Origin of the sequence: Gillisia sp. Hel1_33_143 (assembly GCF_900104765.1) — a bacterium.
In the GTDB taxonomy this organism is placed as follows: Bacteria; Bacteroidota; Bacteroidia; order Flavobacteriales; family Flavobacteriaceae; genus Gillisia.
On record NZ_LT629737.1, the window covers coordinates 200,605 to 221,818 of the forward strand.

Below are 21,214 nucleotides of genomic sequence, written 5' to 3' on the forward strand. Positions count from 1 at the left end.
ATTATGAAAAGACAAATAGAAATATTCACAGCTGGTTGCCCAGTATGTGATCCCGTTGTAAATATGGTCAAAGAACTGGCCTGTGAGAATTGCGAAGTGCAAATTTATGACCTTGTAAAACAATGCGATGATAAATCCTGTCTTAGCAAAATGAAGGAATACAATATCACGAAGATCCCTGCCGTGGCGGTAAATGGAAAATTGCTGGATTGCTGTAAGGATTCGGCCATAACCAAAGAAAAATTGATAGAAGCCGGAATAGGACAGGCATAAAGAAATAGGATACGGCCTTTTTAACTTAAGTCTCTGTTTCCGTATAGACAGGGATTAACTAAAACCAATATTATTATGAAACCATTAAGTTCAGAATTACAAAAATGTATCGATGATTGCAACGCCTGTATTACAGCGGCAAGAATTTGCCTGGATCAGCACTTGGGTGAATCCGATATGAAAGAATGCCACCAGTTTTGCCTGGATTGCATTGCACTATGCACTGCCTGTGTACAACTATTGGCCAGCCAGTCCGATTACTCACAACGTGTTTGCGCCATTTGTGCAGATTTATGTAAAGCCTGTGCCGATGAATGTGCAAAATTTGATAGCGAAGTATGCCAGCAATGTGCAGAAAAATGTAGAGAGTGTGCAGAAAGCTGTAAAAAAATGGCAGCTTAACCTTTGAGAACGTGAAAAGTATGGCTATTCCCAATCCGATTTTCAAAATTATTTTTATTAGCATTATAAATGTATTTGCAATTTCAACCATAAATGCTCAAGGCCACGGGCCCTTGTATGGTGTCCCGACACCAACCCTTGCAAAGGGTGGCGTGAATTTAAATGTCGCCGGGATGAGCCTAAGTACAGAGAACGAAACCTCTTATATGATGCGTTACCTATTTTCTTATGGTATAACCGAAGATTTGCAGATCAACCTTACCACTCCTACAATGATCGAGCGTTTGGATAATCCTTCCAGAACACGTGGAAATAGCAATATGCCAGCCAATGGTGATATTGAAGCTTCTTTATGGTACCGGTTTTTTTCCAATGCCTTTGGGGTGGGGAAACGCTTTGAATCTACAGCCATTTTAGGGGTATCAGCTCCTACCGATGATGTTCGGGGTCAGGTGAATGTGGGGAATTCAATTCACGGAGCTATATCTACCGGTTATGCCTCCCGTACCTGGTATGCGTGGCTGGGTGGTGGATATCAGTATTATTTTGAACGGGACCAGGAGCAGCTTGGTGACCTCCCTTATGCCAGTGCTGTTGTTGGATATCGCCCAGATATTTTTAAGGGAGATTATCCCAAACCCGATTGGAGGGTCTTTGTAGAAAGCCTTGCTGAATTTCCAGGGGACAACCGCTATCTGGGACAGCAGGATTTTACCGATTCAAGAAGCAAAAAAGTTCTAGTGGGGCCTTCCTTTTTAGGATTGTACGGAGCTTGGGGAATTTCCTTTGGAGCTTTGTTTCCGGTGGTACAGGATTTGACCCCAAGTGCGGTAAAGGAAAATTACAGAGTCGCGATTAATTTGAGTTACTGGTTATAATAGAAATAAATTTTAATAATTAAAAAGATGAAAAAAGTAGTATTGATTATGATAATGGCAGTATTAGGAACTTTTAGCTCCAATGCTCAAATCCAAAAAGTAGATCAGGAAGTTTTTGGGATGGATTGTGCGCCTTGTGCGTATGGCCTTGAACGTGGCCTTAAAAAAATGGACGGTCTGCAAAATGTAAGGGTGAGCCTTAATGATGGGAAAGCCTATCTGGAACTTTCTAAAAATAACAGTTTAAGTCTGAGACAAATCCAAGAGGAAGTAAAGAAGAATGGTTTCTCCGCTAAACAAGCGGAAGTGGTCATAGAGGGAAAACTGATAAATAAAAATAGTGGTTATGAACTGGAAACCGGCACGGAAACCTATAGTATCGTTACTGGTGCTTCAGACGATTTAAATTCAAAGTTGAAGGCAGGAACGGTAAAGCTAAAAGGGATCGTTCAAGATGAGGAAGATGGTAATTTATCAGGACATTGGAAAATTAAACTAACCGAGATTCTTTAATATTTGAGAATGCTAAAGAAAAACGCGCTTTTGGGCACGAGCCTTTTAACGGCAGGAGTCCCCTTTTTGTGTTGTTGGACCCCTGCTGTTTTAATTGGCATTGCAGGTTTTACGGGCATGTCCTCCAATTTTGAATGGTTACATCCCATCAGGCCATATTTATATGGAGTATCCTTTCTATCCTTAGGCTTTGCATTTTACAATACTTATGGGACTTCCAAAGCAAAAAGTTCAGGAGAAAATAAAGATGTAAGTGAATGTGGTTGTAAGAAAAGTGCTCTAAATTCAACTAAAAATAAATGGATATTATGGACAACAACTTTTTTGGTATTCATAATGATTGTTATAAATTTTCTCCTCGATTAATGGCTTATCAGCGGATTACGAGTAAGATATTTCTAATCATCCTAATGCTGCTATTGGGTTTGAAAATGAAGGCACAAGGCCCTCCCATTTTCACGGATACCCCAATAATGTTGGGTGTGCAAGGACGTGGAGTGCGCACTTTTGGCAATATTATATCCAAAGAGAATGCGAATGCTTATGCCCAGGTTTTGGTTGTGCCCTATAACATTACCAGCAAATGGCAGGTAGATGCGGTAGTGCCATATTTATCTATTTCTCCAGACGCTGGGGATTCCCAATCTGGTTTTGGAGATTTAAAATTATTTACAAAATACCAGTTATATCAAAAAGATGGCAAAGGTACTACTCTAAGAGGTCTAATTAAAATAACCGAAACATTTCCTACGGGAAATACAAGCAAAATGCCTGCGCTGGGGTCTGGCGCATACCAGACAACTTTAAGCTTAGTTAATGGGTATGTAACCACTAAATATGGTGTTTATGGAGAAGTGGGCTACAATCTTGCTGGAAATGGTTTACCAGATAACCTGATATACAATATCGCTTTTGGCTACCCGCTTTTACCACAAAAGTATCCACCCAACCAATTGAATGTTTTTTTGGAGCTTAATGGGAATTATGTATTCGATGATGTTGGAAACAATTTATTTTTGTCCCCAGGCATTCAATATATAGCGGGAAGAAAATTACTCTTTGAATCGGGTATTCAAATTCCTTTGGCAGATGCTTCTCCAAGGGGTCAACAAACAAATTACATTTTAAGAATAGGAACTAGAATATTAATTTTTTAAAAATAGAAAAAATGAAAAAGTTATTGATATTACTGTTAATAGGACTTGGTTCTATGACAACAAATGCACAAACGGACAAATCCCCATTAGAGGGTAAAATTACAATTGAAGTAGATGGCCTGGCCTGCCCCTATTGTGCTTATGGCCTAGAAAAAAACCTTAAAGAAATAGATGGAGTTGAAGGCATTGAAATAGTTATTAACGAAGGAACTGCACTTCTAACAATTGCAAAGGGAAAACAAATCTCAGAAAACACTGTCCGTGAAAAGATAAAAGAAGCAGGCTTTACCCCAGGCACCATAAAAAAAGAAAGCGATGAATAAATTTTTATTAGTATTCGTTTTCTCCTTGTTGCTTTTCAGCTGTAAAGAAGATAAAGAAGTTAAGGAATGGGCTTTTAAAAGTAAAATAGAACTACCCGAAATAGCCCGTCCCCTTGCCTTAGTGAAAACCGGTGACGATTTCTGGTTTTCGGATCCGGAACAATTTAGGTTGCTTAAAATAGACAGAAGCGGTAAGGTGCTGGATTCCATTGTAGACATCAAGCGCCCGATGAACATCGATTTTAATAAAGGGAAGTTATATGTGCCAGAATTTTTAACAGATTCCATTTGGGTTTTTGAAGACGGAAAAAAATCATCATTATCCCTTAATGCTAAACCTGAAGCACCTGCAGGACTCAACGTAAAAGGCGATACCATTGCGGTTGCCGATTTTTATAATCATCGGGTTATCCTTCAAATAAAAGGACAGGTTACATTTATAGGAAAAGAAGGTCACGACAATGGAGAACTCTATTATCCCATAGATGTGAAAATCAAGGGTGACAAAGTCTATGTTGCCGATGCGTACAACAACAGGATACAGGTCTTCGATTTTGATGGAAAAGCGTTAAACGTAATCGGAAAAGCAGATGGCTTAAATGTAGCTTCGGCCATAGCATTCAATAAAAATGGCTTTGCTGTGACCGACCAAGAAAACAGTAGGGTACTAATTTACGACCTGGACGGAACATTACAGCAAACCCTTACCGCCAATATCAACTATCCTACGGATGTTTTATTCGATGATAATAAATTGTACATCACAAATTTTAAGGAGAATTCAATTACTCTTTATACGCCGAAATAGTTCAAAAACATACCTTAGGATTCCAATAGCATTACCGTTCCCAGTCCACCATCGGCACAAACACTAACTACCGCTTTTTTACCAGGTCCCATTTGTGCCAGTTCCTTGATTGCCTGGTTAATAATTCTTGCACCAGTTGCTCCGAAAGGGTGACCAATGGCAATACTCCCACCGTTAGGATTAAGGTTTTCCCAAGGAAATAACCCGAACTCAAATGAAACCCCCACTTTTTTAAGGTGCATTTTATCTTCAAGCAATTTGATGTTAGCCATCACCTGTGCTCCGAATGCTTCGTGTATTTCCCATAGGTCAATTTCATCATATCGAAGTTTATGTCTTTCCAACAATCTGGGAATAGCAAAAGTAGTAGCCATCAACAGCCCTTCTTTTTCAATATTTACGGCGGCGATTTCCCAGTCTACTAATTGAGTAGCATAAGAGTTGTCAGGAAATTTCTCTTTTGCTTTTGAGCCGCAAACCCATAATCCTGCAGCACCATCGGTCAATAAAGAAGAATTACCCGCAGTTAATGAACCGTTCCCCGACTCCTTATCGAATACAGGATTGAGTTTGGATAACTGCTCCAAACTAGTATTTTCTCTGGGAATCGTATCCTCTTTATCACCATCGAACGGTAAAATCAAATCATCAAAAAATCCATTATTTCTTCCTTTAATATAATTTTGATGGCTGTTAAGGGCTATCTCGTCTTGTCGGCTTCTATCTATTTGAAGGCGTTTTGTGGTAATTTCGGAATGCTCGCCCATACTCAAACCAGTTGTTCTGTTGGTAACACTTGGGATAAACAATTTAATTTCCCCAAAACTCAAATCTTTTAATTTTGAAAATTTATCGGCAAGTGTCTTGCTTTGGAACATCCTACGCAACCAGTCGGAAAAATTCTGGTTCAGACCTAACTGAACCTTACTCATACTTTCTACACCTCCCACTAAAGCAACCTCCTCTTCGGTTATCAATCCAGCAGCTTCAATAGCTGCCATCATACTGGTACTACAGGCCATAATCGTGGTAAAAGCCGGAATACTTTGATCCAATGCTGCATCCATAAGTATCTCGCGCGCTAGGTTACTGTAGCCAAGATTTGGCGCTACCGAACCCCATATAAAAAGATTGGGAGAAATAGCATCCCTTTTCATCATTTCTTGAACAATGGGAATGGATAATTGAAGGGCATCTTTATCCTTAAGCTCCTTATCAACTTTTGCGAAAGGTGTCCTAAACCCTGCAATCAACCATATAGATTCCTTTGCTTTTTTCATACAACCGTTATATTTATTTCAATATAATATAGTTTTATTATATTATTCGTGAATTTGAAAAAGTTTTTTGAAAGGTTTAACAAAGATGCTCGTCTAAATTTTTGATTAAACACCAGTTATATGTATATTTGCATTTAATAATGAAAAAAGGTTTCCAAAAAATATTATCCCTTAGTCTAGCGCTAATTGTCTTTTTTTCCACAATGTCTTTTACTGTGGTAAGCAATTATTGTGCGGATGATTTAGTGGATTTTTCTTTTTTTGATAATGCATCTTGGTGTCATGATTTGCAGGATGATACATTCTCTAAGGTTTGTGATATTTCAGAGATGTCTTGCTGTAGTAGTGATCAAATTGTAGTTGAAGGTATGGATGAACTACAGAAGTCATCTTTTGAACAATTAACTTTCGATCAACAACTATTTGTTGCTACGTTTACCTATTCTTATCTAGGTCTTTTTGAAGATCTTGATAAAGAAACAATTCCTTTTGCCAATTATAATCCACCGCTCCTGGTCAGGGATATTCTTTTGCTTGACCAGACCTTCCTAATTTGATTTTTAAGTAATTATACCGTACGCCCAACAGAATCCTCTGTTCTGGGCTAATTTTTTTGTGCTTATAATTCTAAGCGCTCCTACTGTAATTGCTTAATAATCGATAATATGTTAAATAAAAGTATTAAATTTTTAATTGAGAATAAGTTGGTAGCAGTACTGTTACTTGCATTATTCGTTGGCTGGGGAATAGTTGTTGCCCCGTTTGGATGGGATAACGGAATCTTACCTAGTGACCCTGTGGCGGTTGATGCTATTCCAGATATTGGTGAAAATCAACAAATTGTTTATACAAAATGGGACGGTCGTTCCCCACAGGATATAGAAGATCAAATAACATATCCTTTAACTACATCCCTGCTTGGTATACCGGGTGTTAAAACAATTAGGAGTTCCTCCATGTTCGGTTTCTCTGCTATTTATATCATTTTTGAAGAAGATATAGAATTTTACTGGAGCCGAAGTCGCATACTCGAAAAACTAAACTCATTGCCCTCTGGTTTATTACCAGACGATGTAAACCCCTCATTGGGACCAGATGCCACTGGCCTTGGTCAGATATTTTGGTACACACTTGAAGGAAGGGACCAGAATGGCAATGTAACCGGAGGATGGGATTTAAACGAATTAAGGAGCATTCAGGATTTTTATGTAAAATATGCACTATCAGGTGCTAGTGGAGTGTCCGAAGTTGCTTCCGTCGGCGGGTTCGTTCAAGAGTATCAGATAGATGTGGATCCGGAACTAATGAAACAATATAACATTAGCCTTCAGCAAGTTGTAAAAGCAACCCGACAAAGCAATGAGGATATTGGTGCTCAAACCTTGGAAATCAATAAGGCAGAATATCTAGTTCGCGGATTGGGTTATATAAGGTCTCTTGAGGATATTGAGAATACCGTAGTTACGTCTGAAAATTTTACTTCTATACGTATAAAGGATATTGCGAAAGTGAACCTTGGTCCTAAAACACGTCGAGGAATATTAGATAAGGAAGGAGCAGAAGTTGTAGGTGGAGTTGTGGTTGCCAGGTATGGAGCCAATCCCTTGGAAGTTATTAACAATGTTAAAGAAAAAATACAGGAGATAAGTGCTGGCCTACCCTCAAAAGAATTAAGCGATGGCAGAACGTCACAAGTAACTATTGTTCCTTTTTATGATCGTACAGAATTAATTCAAGAAACTCTTGGCACTCTCAACGAGGCCTTGACGCTTGAGATACTTATCACGGTCTTGGTGATAATTGTTATGGTCTTCAATCTTCGGGCATCCATTCTTATATCTGGTCTCTTGCCCGTGGCTGTATTAATGGTCTTTATCTCGATGAAGCTTTTCGGCGTCCCTGCCAATATAGTAGCCTTATCGGGAATTGCAATCGCTATTGGGACAATGGTAGATGTGGGCGTCATACTTTCCGAAAACATTATCAGGCATCTGGATGAGGACGAAGGTGAATTATCTATAAATGAAATTGTTTACAATGCTACGGCAGAGGTTTCAGGTGCCATACTCACAGCAGTTTTAACGACGATTATTAGTTTTATCCCCGTGTTCACTATGATTGGTGCCGAAGGAAAATTGTTCCGACCACTAGCCTTTACCAAGACTATGGCTCTTACTGCATCCTTGGTAGTCGCCCTCTTTTTAATACCTCCCTTCGCCGCTATCTTTTTTAAGAAAAGAAATATTAAGAGCGTTGCGGGATATACTGTTAGTTCTATAATAGTGGCGCTTGGTATTGCAGCGCTGTTTTTTGGTTATGTTCTAGGCTTGGTACTAATCGCTTTTGGTATCACAGGAATTTTATTATTGAAAAAGAAAATTTCTCCAAAACGTTCCAATTTAATCAATATCATTATTTCTGCGACTACTATAGTTTATCTATTGGCGGAATATTGGAGACCATTAGGGCTTGATAGAAGTGTTTTTTGGAACCTAATTTTTGTAAGTCTCATTGCATTTAGTCTATTGGGAACTTTTGCAATATTTAGAAAATACTACACAAGAATTTTAAGATGGGCGTTGAGGAATAAAATATTATTCCTATCTGTCCCTACCGTTATTGTGATTTTAGGGGTGCTTATTATGCAGAATACTGGTAAGGAATTTATGCCATCCCTTAATGAAGGATCTTTTCTACTTATGCCCACTTCTATGCCCCATGCAGGTGTAGAAGAAAACAAACGCATACTTAGGCAACTGGATATGGCAGTAGCCAGTATTCCAGAAGTCAAAACGGTAGTAGGTAAGGCCGGTAGAACAGAATCTGCCTTGGATTCTGCTCCACTCTCCATGTATGAAAATATTATTCAGTATAAATCAGAGTATATGCTGAATGATGAAAGAGAATGGCAACGGTACAAGGTCAATGATGATGGAATGTTTGTTTTAAAAGACGGCAAATTGGTCATAAACCCTAATTCCGAACTGGATAAAGAACAATCCGATTATTCTGCGGATGACTTCAAGGATCCTTCCTTGGTCAAACGGGAGGATCTTATAACGGACGAAGATGGGGAGTATTATAGAAACTGGCGCCCTGAGATTGAATCTCCTGATGATATTTGGAATGAAATAGTTAGGGTTACCAAAATACCAGGCATCACATCGGCACCTAAATTGCAGCCTATAGAAACCCGACTGGTAATGTTGCAAACAGGAATGCGTGCCCCTATGGGGATTAAAGTAAAAGGGCAAGATTTAAGGGAAATTGAAGCTTTCGGCCTCAAACTCGAAGAAATAATTAAAGAGGCAGATGGTGTAAAAGATGAAGCTGTATTTGCTGATCGTATAGTAGGAAAACCGTATCTTCTTATAGATATCAAAAGGGAGCGTTTAGACCGCTACGGCATATCCATAGAAGATGTGCAACAAACTCTAAAAGTCGCCATTGGTGGTATGCAAATCACCGAAACCGTTGAGGGACGGGAGAGATATGGTGTTCGTATTAGATACCCCCGGGAACTTCGGGAGAACCCTCAGGACATCAAGGACATTTATGTTCCTGTAGAAAAAGGAAATCCTGTACCCTTGGGAGAATTGGTAGAAATACGTTATGAACAGGGACCTCAAATAATAAAAAGTGAAGACACCTTTTTAATTGGATATGTACTGTTCGATAAAATAGACGGTTTTGCAGAGGTAAATGTCGTAGAAAACGCACAATCAGTAATCCAAGGAAAAATAGATTCAGGTGATCTGGTCGTGCCAAAAGGGATTACTTATAAATTCACAGGTACTTATGAGAACCAGCTGCGAGCAGAAAAGACGCTTTCCATCGTAGTGCCATTAGCTTTGATCATCATCTTTTTGATACTGTATTTCCAATTTAAATCTGTTTCTACCTCCTTAATGGTATTTACAGGTATTGCGGTTGCATTTGCCGGAGGTTTTTTGATGATTTGGTTTTATGGGCAGGACTGGTTCCTAAACTTTGGTTTTTTTGGAGAAAATATGCGTGATCTATTCCAGATCCATCCCATCAATTTGAGTGTCGCAGTCTGGGTCGGTTTTATTGCCCTGTTTGGTATTGCTACAGATGACGGGGTAGTTATGGCCACTTATTTAACGCAAACCTTTGACAGGAATGAACCTGATAACAAGGAAGAAATTAGGGATTCTATAGTCGAAGCCGGGGAAAAAAGGATACGCCCTTGTTTAATGACCACGGCAACCACGATATTGGCATTGTTACCAATCCTTACCTCCACGGGTCGCGGTAGTGATATTATGATACCTATGGCTATACCAAGTTTTGGGGGAATGCTTATCGCTTTGATGACACTCTTTGTAGTACCAGTATTGTTTAGTTGGAAAAAAGAATTTGCACTTAAAAGAAGAAACAAATGAGAAATATAATTTTAATAGTCACCGTGTTATTTTTCCTTCAGGCACAGGCACAAGAATTACAGCCGTACATTCAGGAAGCGGAATCGAATAACCCTGAAATACAAGCTTTTGAACTTCGATATGAGATAGCAGAAGAAAAGGTGAATGAAGTTAATACCTTGCCCAACTCTGAGGTTAGTGGTGGATATTTTGTTAGTGAGCCTGAAACCCGAACGGGTGCTCAGACAGCCAAATTATCTGTTAAGCAGATGATTCCTTGGTTTGGAACCATTACGGCACGTGAAAATTACGCGACCTCCTTGGCAGAAGCCGAATATTTAGAAATCACCATCGCAAAAAGAAAATTGGCTCTTTCCGTGTCACAATCCTATTACCGCTTATACTCCATCAAAGCAAGGCAACGTGTACTGGAAGAAAACATAGCACTTTTGGACACTTATGAGAAGCTCGCCCTGACCTCCCTTGAAGTTGGAAAAGCTTCCGCAGTAGATGTTCTACGCCTACAAATACGGCAAAACGAACTTGTGGAGCGTAAGGAAGTGTTAGGGCAGGATTTTTTTGCAGAGCAAAGTGTTTTCAACAACCTTTTAAACCGTGATGAAAGTATGGATGTTGAGATATTTGATTCTTTGGATCTTCCTTCCATAGATCCTATGGTTTCCTTAAACTCTTTGAACATCCACCCAGAATTGTTAAAATATGATGAGCTATACGAATCTGTAGAACAGGCTGAACTGCTCAATCAAAAAGAGTCACTGCCCGATCTTGGTTTGGGTGTGGACTATATTGCGGTGACTGAACGTCCCAATATGGATTTTAATGATAATGGCAAAGATATTTTGATGCCTATGGTATCTATATCTATCCCCATTTTCAACAATAGATATAAATCCATCACAAAGCAAAATAAGTTGAGACAACAGGAACTTGCAGCACAAAAGAATGATCGTAGGAATAAGCTGGAAACAATATTGGTAACAGCTATAAGTACCCGAGAGGCTTCTCGAATAAGTTATAGAACGCAATTAGATAATTTGCAACAAGCGAATGATGCCGAGGAAATTTTGATTAAAAGTTATGAAAGTGGCAGTATCGATTTTAATGATGTGCTGGATGTTCAGGAATTACAATTAAAATTTCAGATCAGTAGTATTGAGTCTGTCAAGAATTATTATGTACAAATGGCCATTATCAATTATTTAAGTAACAATAACTAATCTTTTAGGATTAATAATATAGAACAAAATGAAAAAATACGGTATATACATAGGGATATTGATTGGTGGATTAGTGCTGGGATATGTAATATTCGGCACAGGTTCATCAAATGAAACCATGAATAGTGATGAGATGGCTGAAATAGCTGACGAGCATGGTCATGGAACGGAAAATGGGGAACCGCAAATGTGGACCTGTTCCATGCATCCACAAATTATGCTACCTGAACCTGGGGATTGTCCAATTTGTGGAATGGATCTAATTCCTGCGGAACAAAGTGCTGGGGGGTTGACAGCAGACCAATTTAAAATGACGGAAAATGCATTGGCATTGGCCAACATTCAAACAACTTTGGTAGGTGGTTCAGGCCTAGAAGACAATACCCTCGTACTTTCTGGTAAAGTAATGGAAAATGAAGAATTAAATGCAGTACAAGTATCTTACTTTGCTGGAAGGATAGAAAAACTCTATATTAATTTTACTGGCGAACAGGTAAATAGGGGTCAACTTTTGGCGACAATATATTCGCCAGAATTAGTTTCAGCACAACAAGAACTTTTAACCACGGCTTCTTTAAAAGAATCACAGCCTGGTCTATACAAGGCTGTTAGAAACAAATTAAAGCTTTGGAAACTTTCAGAAAAACAAATAAATAGTATTGAATCTTCTGGTCAAGTAAAAGAAAATTTCCCGGTCTATGCAACCGTATCAGGAACAGTAACGGATAAAATGGCGCAGGAAGGTGATTATATTAAACAAGGACAACCTCTGTATAAAATAACAGATTTAAGTTCTGTGTGGGCAATGTTTGACGCTTATGAAAATCAGATTTCCAGTTTACAGGAAGGTCAAGAAATCCAGATTGCCACAAATGCTTATCCCGCCAAGGAATTTACCGCCAAGATATCCTTTATAGATCCCGTTTTAAATACGGCATCGCGAACAGTGAAAATTCGTGCCGTACTGCCCAATAACGAAGATCTCTTTAAACCCGGGATGTTTCTTCAAGGAAAGGTCAAGGGACTTACCAATGATGGAAATGAGACTATAGTTGTTCCGCAAAGCGCGGTAATGTGGACCGGGGAACGCTCTGTAGTTTATGTAAAGTCTAATGATGATGCACCCGTTTTTGAACTCAGGAAGGTAAAGCTTGGGAAATCCCGTGGCGATCAATATGAAATACTTGAAGGTTTACAGAATGGGGAGCAAATTGTAACCCAAGGTACCTTTACGGTAGATGCTGCTGCACAATTAAAAGGCAAAAAATCAATGATGAGTCCAGAAGGCGGCAGCGCCAATACTATGCCTGGAATGCCCGGTATGAATATGGGAGGTGCATCCAATACCAAAACGGACGATGAACAAATCAAGCAAGGTCAGGTAAGTACGAAGAAATTTTTGGAAGGCAAAGTTTATGATTTTCGTAAAGACACTCCGAAAGCGTTTAGACAACAATTGGATGCAGTGATCCATGCATACCTTTCTTTAAAAGACGGTTTGGTACAGGCCGATGAAAAAGCTACATCCAAATACAGCAGCGAATTGTTGAAAGCACTGCAAAACGTTGACGGCAATGTACTTAAAGGTGATGCCAAGGCATTTTGGGAAGAAAAGAAAAGCTTTTTGATGCAACACGCGAAGCTTTGCAAAGAGGCTTCTACCATTGCTGGAAAACGAGAGAACTTTATTTACTTGTCCCAGCCCTTAATAAAAGTGGTTGAGGCATATGGCCCGGGAGATGAAAAACTTTATGTCGATTTTTGCCCAATGGCCAACAATAACAAAGGTGCTTTCTGGCTAAGTGCAGATCAGGAAATTCAAAATCCGTTTATGGCCGCCGATATGAGAAGCTGTGGAGAGGTGAAGCAGGAAATAACTTCGAATAAATAGTCCATCTAACCACATAATCAACCAAGGATGAAAAAAGAATTTTATATTAAAAATATGGTTTGTCGCAGCTGTATTAAAATAATCAGGGATGCGCTTCAAAAAAAGAACTTGTGCATTACTGAAATTGAATTGGGAAAAGTCGTTATCGACACAGAAAATGTCCTAGAAACCAAAAAACAACTTATTGAAGTTTTAAGGACTAATGATTTTGACCTTATTGAAAGTCCAGAGGATAAACTGGTAGAGCGCGTGAAAATAGCGCTTATCGAACTCATCCCCTTGATTCCTGAATATAGGGACATAAAATTATCAGATTATCTCAAGGACAGGTTGAATCAAGATTATTTCACGCTGAGTAAATTGTTTTCATTTAATCAACAAATTACAATCGAAAAATACTTTATTAAACTCAAAATAGAAAAAGTTAAAGAGTTGATTCCTTCCCAAGAACATAATTTTACGGAACTATCACATTTGTTGGGCTACAGTAATCTTGGGCATCTTAGCGGACAATTTAAAACCGAGACAGGAATGAGTCTATCAGAATATAAGACTATAGGATCAAATATTAGGAATCCATTAAACCGAATTCTATAAACATTTCCCAAAATTATAGAAATGTAATTAATTAATTAACAGTAATTTAGATAATAATTAAAAACGAAAGAATTATGAAAATAGTAAAAATAAGTATAGCTGCTGTGGTGGCATTTGGATTGTTCAGTTTTACAACTTCCTGTAATCAAATGGGAAATAAAAATGATAAACACATGATGGATGAAACAATGGATAATAGTTCGATGGGTACAATGATGGGCGAAAATGAGGAAATGGGGAGTTCAGAACAACAAGATGAATTTTCCATGATAATATCATCCTATCTTGAAATTAAGGATGCCTTGGTTTCCGATGATTCCGAAGCTGCTCAGTCAGCGGCGAAGAAAATGGCTAAAATGGATAGTGACATTGCATCTTTTGCCAATGCAATAGCTGGTTCCAACGATTTAATGGAGCAACGTAAAAATTTCAGTAAAATGTCCACTGCTCTCTATGCAAAAGCCAAGGACAAAAATCTTGAGAACACCCTGTATTGGAACTATTGTCCAATGGCGAATGACGGTAATGGTGCCAATTGGTTAAGCATGAACGAAAAGATCCGCAATCCTTATATGGGTCAAAAAATGCCAGGTTGTGGATCTGTAAAAGAAACTTTAAACAATAAATAAAAAAAGCCCTGCAAAAGAGCTGTGTAAAATTGGTTAGGTTTTATCAAGCTCTTTATGTAGGCACAACTTAAGCTATAAATTAGAAAATAATGGATGCACAGATAGAAAGATTTTACGATGAAGATTTAGCGCATGCATCTTATGCTGTTTTAAGCGATGAAGAAGTAGCGTTAATTGATCCCGGAAGAAACCCTCAACCTTATTATGATTTTGCCAAAAAGAACAATGCCAACATTATTGCAGTTGTCGAAACTCACTTGCATGCCGATTTTGTAAGTAGTCATTTGCAAATTCAGAAAGAAAAGGGAGCAGTTATTTATGCCAGCAAGTTTGCTCAAGCAAAATATCCTCATATTACCTTCGATCAAGATGATGTTCTCGCAGTAGGTAACATTGAATTGAAGGCCCTGAACACACCTGGACATTCTCCGGACAGTATTAGCATTTTGCTCGTGGATGAACGCGATACAAAAAGGGCTGTTTTTACAGGAGATACGCTCTTTGTGGGCGATTTAGGTAGGCCTGACCTTCGGGAAGAGGAAGGAGATACGGACACTCAAGAGAAGGAATTAGCCCGACAAATGTATTCCTCTACCCGTAACGTATTAATGAAATTGGGAAAAGATGTCGAAGTATATCCTGCTCATGGTGCTGGTTCCCTCTGTGGAAAAAATATCAGTAGTGACCTATCCAGTACAATTGGGCGGGAGTTGGAGGAGAACCCTGCATTACAGCCTATGGATGAAGACGTTTTTGTTCAATTTCTATTAGACGACCAGCCCTTTATACCGAAATATTTCAAACACGATGTTTCCTTAAATAGAAATGGTGCTGATTCTTTTGATGAAAGTTTGAAAGCTGTACCGCTGGTTGAAAATGAAACATTTCAGGATGGTATTGCAATTATCGACGCCCGTTCGCAGCAAGAGTTTAAAGCAGGGCATCACGCTGGTGCAATAAATATTGCGGCAGGGGGTAAATTTGAAACTTGGTTGGGCACTATTGTGCCGCCTCAAGAATCTTTTTACCTAGTGACCGAAAACAAAGAAACCCTGAAAAATTTATTGGAAAAGACGGCGAAGATCGGATACGAAAAAAGCATTAAAGCAGCTATAATAAGTCCTAATAGTGCCACAAACGAAGAACCAGAATTGGATATGGGCCATTTCAAATCACACAAACAGGATTATCAGATTTTGGACGTAAGAAATGAACCTGAATTGGAGAGTGGTAAAGTTTTCGAAGAGGCTGTTTCCATTCCTCTTCCCGAATTGGCGGACCGTATTCGGGAGATTGACCCTAAAATACCAGTAGTGGTTCATTGCGCTAGTGGCTATCGGTCTGCCATAGCCGCAAGTTTGATAAAAAACCTGCTTCCGGATATTAAAGTCTATGATCTGGGGGCGGAGGTAAAAGATTTTAAGACAAGCTGATTTAAACGAAAACAAATTTGCTGTAATTAATAATAGTAGAAATTAGATAATTGAATATTAACGATTAATAATTAAAACAAAATGAAAAATTTAATAAAAAACACCATCGCAGTACTTGTTTTGGCGGTAATAATGTCAACAAGCCTGTATGCACAGGAGAATAAAGAAATGTCCAAAATGATGAAGGACAATCAGAAGAAAGAACAAGTCTACACAGCGATAATGGAGAATCCTGAATTAAAAAAGGAGATGATGCAACGAATGATGAAGGATGCCAAAAAAGATTCAACATCTTGTAAAATGATGGGCGATATGATGATGAAGGATGGTCATATGCAGGATATGATGATGGGTAAAATGGTGGATGGCGCAGCCGAAGATGATGGCATGTGCAAGATGATGTGCATGAAGATGATGGACAATGATAAGATGATGAATATGATGGATAAAATGAAGGAAGAAAAGTCGATGTCTCCCAAGAACAAAAATGATAAATCCATCAAGAAAGGGCATAATATGGAAATGCATAAAGACGATAACTAATGAAAATGAACCAAATGATGAAATGGATGATTATAGGTTGCATAATGGTGCTGATCCTTTCCTTTATTTGGCCATTTTTAGGTATTCAGGGCTATGGGAGCTGGCTATTCTTTGGATTAATATTCCTAGTTTGCTTGCTACCTATGCTTTTTATGAGTCGGAGAAACAAAAATAATGACAATCATGAGGGAAGTTAAAGCATTTATACGCGAAAAAAGAGCCAACGAGGTCTTGCGAGCTTTACGTACTGAAGGTTTTAAGAGCTTAACGGTGTCCGAAGCGGAAGGAACGGGAAAATACACAAGAAAAGAGGATTCCCCTTCACTTCGGTTTCCGTTGACCCACAGTAAAATGTCCAAATTGGAAATTGTATGTAAGAAAGAGGATGTTGAAAGAATAGTTCATGTCATTCACGAACATAGCGAGAAAAATAAAAAGGGCGAAGGCCTTATTTATGTTTCTGAAGTGCTTGAAATTTACAAAGTAAGAACGGGCAAATTGAGTAAAGAGGATATATAACAATAAATTATGGAAGAACCGGCTATAAAAATCAAGAAAGATATTATTGTTATAAGTGGCAGTAGTGGACTAATAGGGACCAGGCTCATAAACGAATTGGCGAAAAAATATCTGGTTATAGGACTAGATAACATAGGTTATCCCTTTCCTCCTATTACTGCCGAATGTGTTTGTATCGATATCACTTCAGATAAAAGTATGGAAAACGCCTTTGAGCGTATCCGGTTCGCTTATGGAAATAGAATTGCTTCCGTAGTACACCTTGCGGCGTATTATGATTTTTCCGGGGAACCAAGTCCACTCTATCAAAAAATCACGTTGGAAGGCACAGAACGCCTCTTAAGAGTTTTACAGGGGTTTGAAGTTGAGCAATTTGTATTTTCCAGTAGCCTACTGGTGTATGATTCTACTAAACCCGGCATAAATATTACAGAAGAATCCCCGGTGAACCCAAAATGGGATTACCCTCAATCTAAAGTTGATACCGAGAAAATACTCCGTTCCAAAAGAGGTAAAATTTCGGTCATGAATTTGAGGATAGCCGGAGTTTACAGCAACGAGGGTGATTCGATCCCTATTACCAACCAAATTCAGCGTATATACGAAAACCAGTTGACCAGTCATTTTTACCCCGGTAAATTTGACCGTGGAAACCCCTATGTTCACCTTGATGATCTTATTGCAGGTTTAATTAAAGCTATAGAAAAAAGGAAAGAATTCTCAGGGATGACCACCATTAACCTGGGCGAACCCGAAACAATGAGCTTTATTGAGCTACAGAATGAAATTGCACGTTTGCTTTTTAATAAAGAATGGAAAACTTATAAGATTCCAAAATTCGTAGCAAAAACTGGTGCATGGGTTCAGGGCCTCTTTGGTGATTCCTTTATCAAACCCTGGATGGTCGATTTGACGGATGACCACATGGAACTCGATATTTCGCGTGCCAATAAAATGCTTGATTGGGAGCCAAAACATCGTTTGCGCACTACGCTTCCGAAGATAATAGATAACTTAAAGTCAGATCCTCAAAAATGGTACAAGGAAAATGACCTTAAACCTCCTTCCGATTTAAAAGAAAAGCAGTCCGAAAAATGATATAAAATTAACCCACCAAAAAAAACCATTATGGCAACTGAAAAACAGAACCCAAGTAATCAGAATCCCCAAAAGACAGAAAAGAAACACGGGAAAATGGGAAAACGAGGAGTCACTCGGCCAATGTCTGATATGAAAATGGATGGGGGGAATGGAATGATGATGGATTCTGGGCAACGGAAAGAGATGTTGATCGCACACCATAAACAGACTCTTTGGGTGTATTGGGTGGTTATACTTTTAGGGGTATGGATGATTTTTTCCCCGCTTACTTTTGATTACGGAAATAATGTGGTATCTCCTAGCGGCGGAAGGGATGTCTGGCTTTCCCTTGCAGACCGTATAGCGGCAATGCGCTGGAGCGATATCATAAGTGGTTTGTTATTAATATTTTTTGGCTGGCGCTCCCTAAAACCGAATAGGCCTTATAGCGTCTGGATTGCCTGTTTTGTAGGAATATGGATAAGCATGGCTCCATTAATATTTTGGGCCCCTACGGCCATAGCATATTATAATGGAACCATGGTTGGTGCTTTGGTAATCGCCCTAACCATTCTAATCCCTGGAATGCCGAATATGATTATGTATATGAAAATGGGAGGTGATTTGCCCACAGGTTGGTCTTATAATCCTTCGAGTTGGCCACAACGATGGATTATGATCGTTCTTGCATTTATGGGTTGGATAGCCGCCCGTTATTTGGCGGCATTTCAGTTAGGCTACGTGGATTACGCCTGGGACCCATTCTTCGGTGATGGCACTTTAAATGTTCTAAATTCAGATATGTCACATTCCTGGCCGGTATCGGATGCCGCTTTGGGATCTTTTGCATACACCTTGGAATTTTTAATGGGCTTTATGGGAGCCACTTCTCGATGGCGTACAATGCCGTGGATGGTCACTTTTTTCGGTATTTTGGTTATTCCACTAGGATTTGTCAGTATTTTTTTAGTGGTATCCCAACCCCTAACCGTGGGAGCTTGGTGTGCACTTTGCCTATTCACCGCAGCGGTAATGCTGCCAATGATTCCATTGCAGATCGATGAAGTGATCGCCATGTGGCAGCATATGGTACAAAGAAAACGCAAGGGAGATTCTTTATGGAAGGTCTTCTGGAAAGGAGGGGATGCAATAACAACAAAAATGGATGAACGTTCTCCTGGACTTGTCGAACTCCACGAAAGCCCCTGGAAGGTATTTAAATCCTCTATTTGGGGAATGACTGCTCCTTGGCAATTGACCGTCGCCACACTCCTGGGACTATGGTTGATGTTTTCCCCTACTGTGTTTGGTGTGGGAATAGAAACCCGCGCGGCGGACCTAAATCATTTAGGTGGTGCCTTGGTTGTGGTAATGGCAGTAGTTGCTATGGCAGAGGTCTTGAGGACCTTCCGCTATCTGAATGTGCTGTTGGGCTTAGCACTGATTTTATTGCCTTGGTTTATTGATGACGGAAATATATCGCTCAACGTCAGTAGCAGTATAAGTGGTCTTATTATTATGATGCTTTCTTTTTCCAAAGGCACCATTAGGGAAAAATATGGCTTATGGGATAAGTATATTAAGTAGAAAAATTAAAACAATATGGATATTGAAGAGCTTGATCGTAGAAAATTTATAAAATTGGGCAGCACGGGAGCCGCTGTTCTCCTCTCGTGGCCCTTTCTAAATTCTTGCGAAGGACTTTCATCTAAAAAAAATGAAAGTTCAGATCCTAATTTCGAACCAGATCTGGATATTGATCTTACCGCCAAGGAAAGTCAAGTACCCTTTTTTCAAGGAAGTTCCACAAATGTTTGGATGTTTGAGGCCAAATTGAATACCGGCGACCCCAATCCGGTTCAACACCTAGACGGTAGTTATCTAGGCCCAATACTGCGTGTGCAGAAAGGCCAAAAGTTAAGGATCCGTTTTAAAAACCAGTTGCCTGAAAAAAGTATTGTGCATTGGCACGGTATGCACGTACCGGAAAAATATGACGGCCATCCCAAAGATGTTATAGAAAATGGGGAAACCTATATTTATGAATTTGAGATTATGAACCGTGCGGGCACGTATTGGTTTCACCCACATCCACACGGGCGCACAGGTCCACAGGTCTACAATGGACTGGCAGGAATGCTTATAGTTAGTGACGATGAGGAAGAGAAACTGAACCTGCCCAAAGGTGAATTTGATATTCCAATTGTCATTCAGGACAGGGCATTTGATGAGGATAATCAGCTCCTATATCTGAACAGGGGGCGAATGGATAAAATGATGGGCTTTTTAGGAAACCAAATTTTTATTAATGGAAGGCCAGATAAAACATTATCCTTAAAATCCGGTTCTACATATCGGTTAAGACTACTTAATGCATCAAATTCACGTTTTTATAAACTCGGTTGGTCTGATGGAACACCGCTTACCGTGATCGGGATTGACGGCAGTCTTTTGGAAAAGCCACGATCGATGCCCTATATGATGTTGGGAGTGGCTGAACGTGTGGATATATGGCTGGATTTAAAAGATAAACCTAAAGGAACCGAACTGACTTTGAAAAGCCTGTCCTTTTCGGCAGGGATGATGAGCATGGGCATGATGGGTCAAATGAGAAGTAACCTTCCGCTGGGCAGTGAATATGATGTATTAACGATTTCTTTGGATGAATCGGGAAACAACAGTTTTATACTTCCTGAAAAACTCATTGTTTTTAATAAAATAGATCCTTCCGAAGCCATAAATGTGAAAAATCCAAGAACCTTCAAATTTTTTATGCAACGCATGCAATGGACCATCAATGGTAGGACCTGGGAGGAAACAGAGGTGGCAGGTGAAGAAATCGTAAAATTAAATACCACCGAAATATGGCAGTTGGTAAATAGTGGTGGTGGCATGATGGGTAATGGTGGTATGATGGGCGGAAAAGGAATGATGGGAAACGGCGGCATGATGAATGGCGGTATGATGCAAATGCCCCATCCCATTCATATACATCAGGTTCAATTCAATATTCTGGAAAGGGATACATCGGATATGGATCCTGAGGTGTGGAATTCCGTAAGGGAGGGATTTATAGATGACGGCTGGCAGGATACGGTATTGCTAATGCCCGGAATGAAAATAAAGATCATCATGCGTTTTGAGGACTTTAAGGGCTTGTTTCTTTATCACTGCCATAATTTGGAGCACGAGGATATGGGCATGATGCGGAACTATAAAATAGAGTAGTAACTTAAATTAAAAATTATGGGAGATATGGAAATGG

At 39.3% G+C, this 21,214-nt stretch carries 20 protein-coding genes; 19 read left to right on the forward strand and 1 reads right to left on the reverse strand.

Features of this window, described 5'->3' with window-relative positions; all coding sequences use genetic code 11:
* Window positions 1-3 precede the first annotated feature (3 nt).
* The 7 genes from BLT84_RS00915 to BLT84_RS00950 all read left to right on the forward strand — a co-directional run bounded on the left by BLT84_RS00915 (window position 4) and on the right by BLT84_RS00950 (window position 4,354).
* Window positions 4-273: a thioredoxin family protein gene (locus BLT84_RS00915; protein WP_034888861.1), complete on the forward strand. Its 270-nt coding sequence runs from the start codon at window positions 4-6 to the stop codon at window positions 271-273.
* Window positions 274-348: 75 nt separating this feature from the next.
* Window positions 349-675 carry a four-helix bundle copper-binding protein gene (locus tag BLT84_RS00920; protein WP_091262207.1) on the forward strand — a complete coding sequence of 109 codons (327 nt, stop codon included), beginning with the start codon at window positions 349-351 and terminating at the stop codon, window positions 673-675.
* A gap of 173 nt (window positions 676-848) precedes the next feature.
* Window positions 849-1,553 carry a hypothetical protein gene (locus BLT84_RS00925; RefSeq protein ID WP_231556170.1) on the forward strand — a complete coding sequence of 235 codons (705 nt, stop codon included), beginning with the start codon at window positions 849-851 and terminating at the stop codon, window positions 1,551-1,553.
* A 48-nt stretch (window positions 1,554-1,601) separates the two neighbouring features.
* Window positions 1,602-2,066: a heavy-metal-associated domain-containing protein gene (locus BLT84_RS00930; RefSeq protein ID WP_231929402.1), complete on the forward strand. Its 465-nt coding sequence runs from the start codon at window positions 1,602-1,604 to the stop codon at window positions 2,064-2,066.
* Window positions 2,067-2,365: 299 nt separating this feature from the next.
* Window positions 2,366-3,223, forward strand: coding sequence for a transporter (locus BLT84_RS00940; protein ID WP_157717877.1), 858 nt, complete (start codon window positions 2,366-2,368; stop codon window positions 3,221-3,223).
* Between the two features lie 11 nt (window positions 3,224-3,234).
* Window positions 3,235-3,546, forward strand: a complete 312-nt coding sequence (locus tag BLT84_RS00945) for a heavy-metal-associated domain-containing protein (protein ID WP_051931167.1) — start codon at window positions 3,235-3,237, stop codon at window positions 3,544-3,546.
* A complete protein-coding gene (locus tag BLT84_RS00950) occupies window positions 3,539-4,354 on the forward strand; it encodes an NHL repeat-containing protein (RefSeq protein ID WP_091262212.1) in 816 nt (271 codons plus the stop codon). The genes BLT84_RS00945 and BLT84_RS00950 overlap by 8 nt, the downstream gene beginning before the upstream one ends.
* Before the next feature lie 14 nt (window positions 4,355-4,368).
* Here the strand turns inward: BLT84_RS00950 and BLT84_RS00955 are convergent, their stop codons facing one another.
* Window positions 4,369-5,634 carry a thiolase family protein gene (locus tag BLT84_RS00955; protein ID WP_034888851.1) on the reverse strand — a complete coding sequence of 422 codons (1,266 nt, stop codon included), beginning with the start codon at window positions 5,632-5,634 and terminating at the stop codon, window positions 4,369-4,371.
* Window positions 5,635-5,774: 140 nt separating this feature from the next.
* Here BLT84_RS00955 and BLT84_RS00960 point away from each other — a divergent pair, with 140 nt between their 5' ends.
* The 12 genes from BLT84_RS00960 to BLT84_RS01020 all read left to right on the forward strand — a co-directional run bounded on the left by BLT84_RS00960 (window position 5,775) and on the right by BLT84_RS01020 (window position 21,177).
* Window positions 5,775-6,191, forward strand: a complete 417-nt coding sequence (locus tag BLT84_RS00960; protein WP_034888849.1) for an HYC_CC_PP family protein — start codon at window positions 5,775-5,777, stop codon at window positions 6,189-6,191.
* 108 nt (window positions 6,192-6,299) lie between these two features.
* Entirely contained in the window at window positions 6,300-10,040 is a 3,741-nt protein-coding gene (locus BLT84_RS00965; protein ID WP_091262214.1) for an efflux RND transporter permease subunit, read from the forward strand.
* Window positions 10,037-11,257 carry a TolC family protein gene (locus tag BLT84_RS00970; protein ID WP_091262216.1) on the forward strand — a complete coding sequence of 407 codons (1,221 nt, stop codon included), beginning with the start codon at window positions 10,037-10,039 and terminating at the stop codon, window positions 11,255-11,257. The genes BLT84_RS00965 and BLT84_RS00970 overlap by 4 nt, the downstream gene beginning before the upstream one ends.
* Window positions 11,258-11,285: 28 nt before the next feature.
* The gene (locus BLT84_RS00975; RefSeq protein ID WP_091262219.1) at window positions 11,286-13,148 is read left to right on the forward strand and encodes an efflux RND transporter periplasmic adaptor subunit; all 1,863 of its coding nucleotides are present in this window, start codon (window positions 11,286-11,288) and stop codon (window positions 13,146-13,148) included.
* 27 nt (window positions 13,149-13,175) lie between these two features.
* Entirely contained in the window at window positions 13,176-13,745 is a 570-nt protein-coding gene (locus BLT84_RS00980; protein WP_034888840.1) for a helix-turn-helix domain-containing protein, read from the forward strand.
* 74 nt (window positions 13,746-13,819) lie between these two features.
* Window positions 13,820-14,374, forward strand: coding sequence for a DUF3347 domain-containing protein (locus BLT84_RS00985; protein ID WP_051931166.1), 555 nt, complete (start codon window positions 13,820-13,822; stop codon window positions 14,372-14,374).
* Between the two features lie 89 nt (window positions 14,375-14,463).
* The gene (locus BLT84_RS00990; protein WP_091262221.1) at window positions 14,464-15,807 is read left to right on the forward strand and encodes an MBL fold metallo-hydrolase; all 1,344 of its coding nucleotides are present in this window, start codon (window positions 14,464-14,466) and stop codon (window positions 15,805-15,807) included.
* Window positions 15,808-15,939: 132 nt separating this feature from the next.
* Window positions 15,940-16,350, forward strand: a complete 411-nt coding sequence (locus BLT84_RS00995; RefSeq protein WP_157717878.1) for a hypothetical protein — start codon at window positions 15,940-15,942, stop codon at window positions 16,348-16,350.
* Between the two features lie 183 nt (window positions 16,351-16,533).
* Entirely contained in the window at window positions 16,534-16,869 is a 336-nt protein-coding gene (locus BLT84_RS01005) for a P-II family nitrogen regulator (protein ID WP_091262225.1), read from the forward strand.
* Window positions 16,870-16,878: 9 nt separating this feature from the next.
* On the forward strand, window positions 16,879-17,967 hold the full coding sequence (locus BLT84_RS01010) for an NAD-dependent epimerase/dehydratase family protein (RefSeq protein WP_091262227.1): 1,089 nt from the start codon (window positions 16,879-16,881) through the stop codon (window positions 17,965-17,967).
* A 30-nt stretch (window positions 17,968-17,997) separates the two neighbouring features.
* The gene (locus BLT84_RS01015; protein WP_091262229.1) at window positions 17,998-19,536 is read left to right on the forward strand and encodes a vitamin K epoxide reductase family protein; all 1,539 of its coding nucleotides are present in this window, start codon (window positions 17,998-18,000) and stop codon (window positions 19,534-19,536) included.
* A 15-nt stretch (window positions 19,537-19,551) separates the two neighbouring features.
* Window positions 19,552-21,177 carry a multicopper oxidase family protein gene (locus BLT84_RS01020; protein WP_091262230.1) on the forward strand — a complete coding sequence of 542 codons (1,626 nt, stop codon included), beginning with the start codon at window positions 19,552-19,554 and terminating at the stop codon, window positions 21,175-21,177.
* Window positions 21,178-21,214 lie beyond the last annotated feature (37 nt).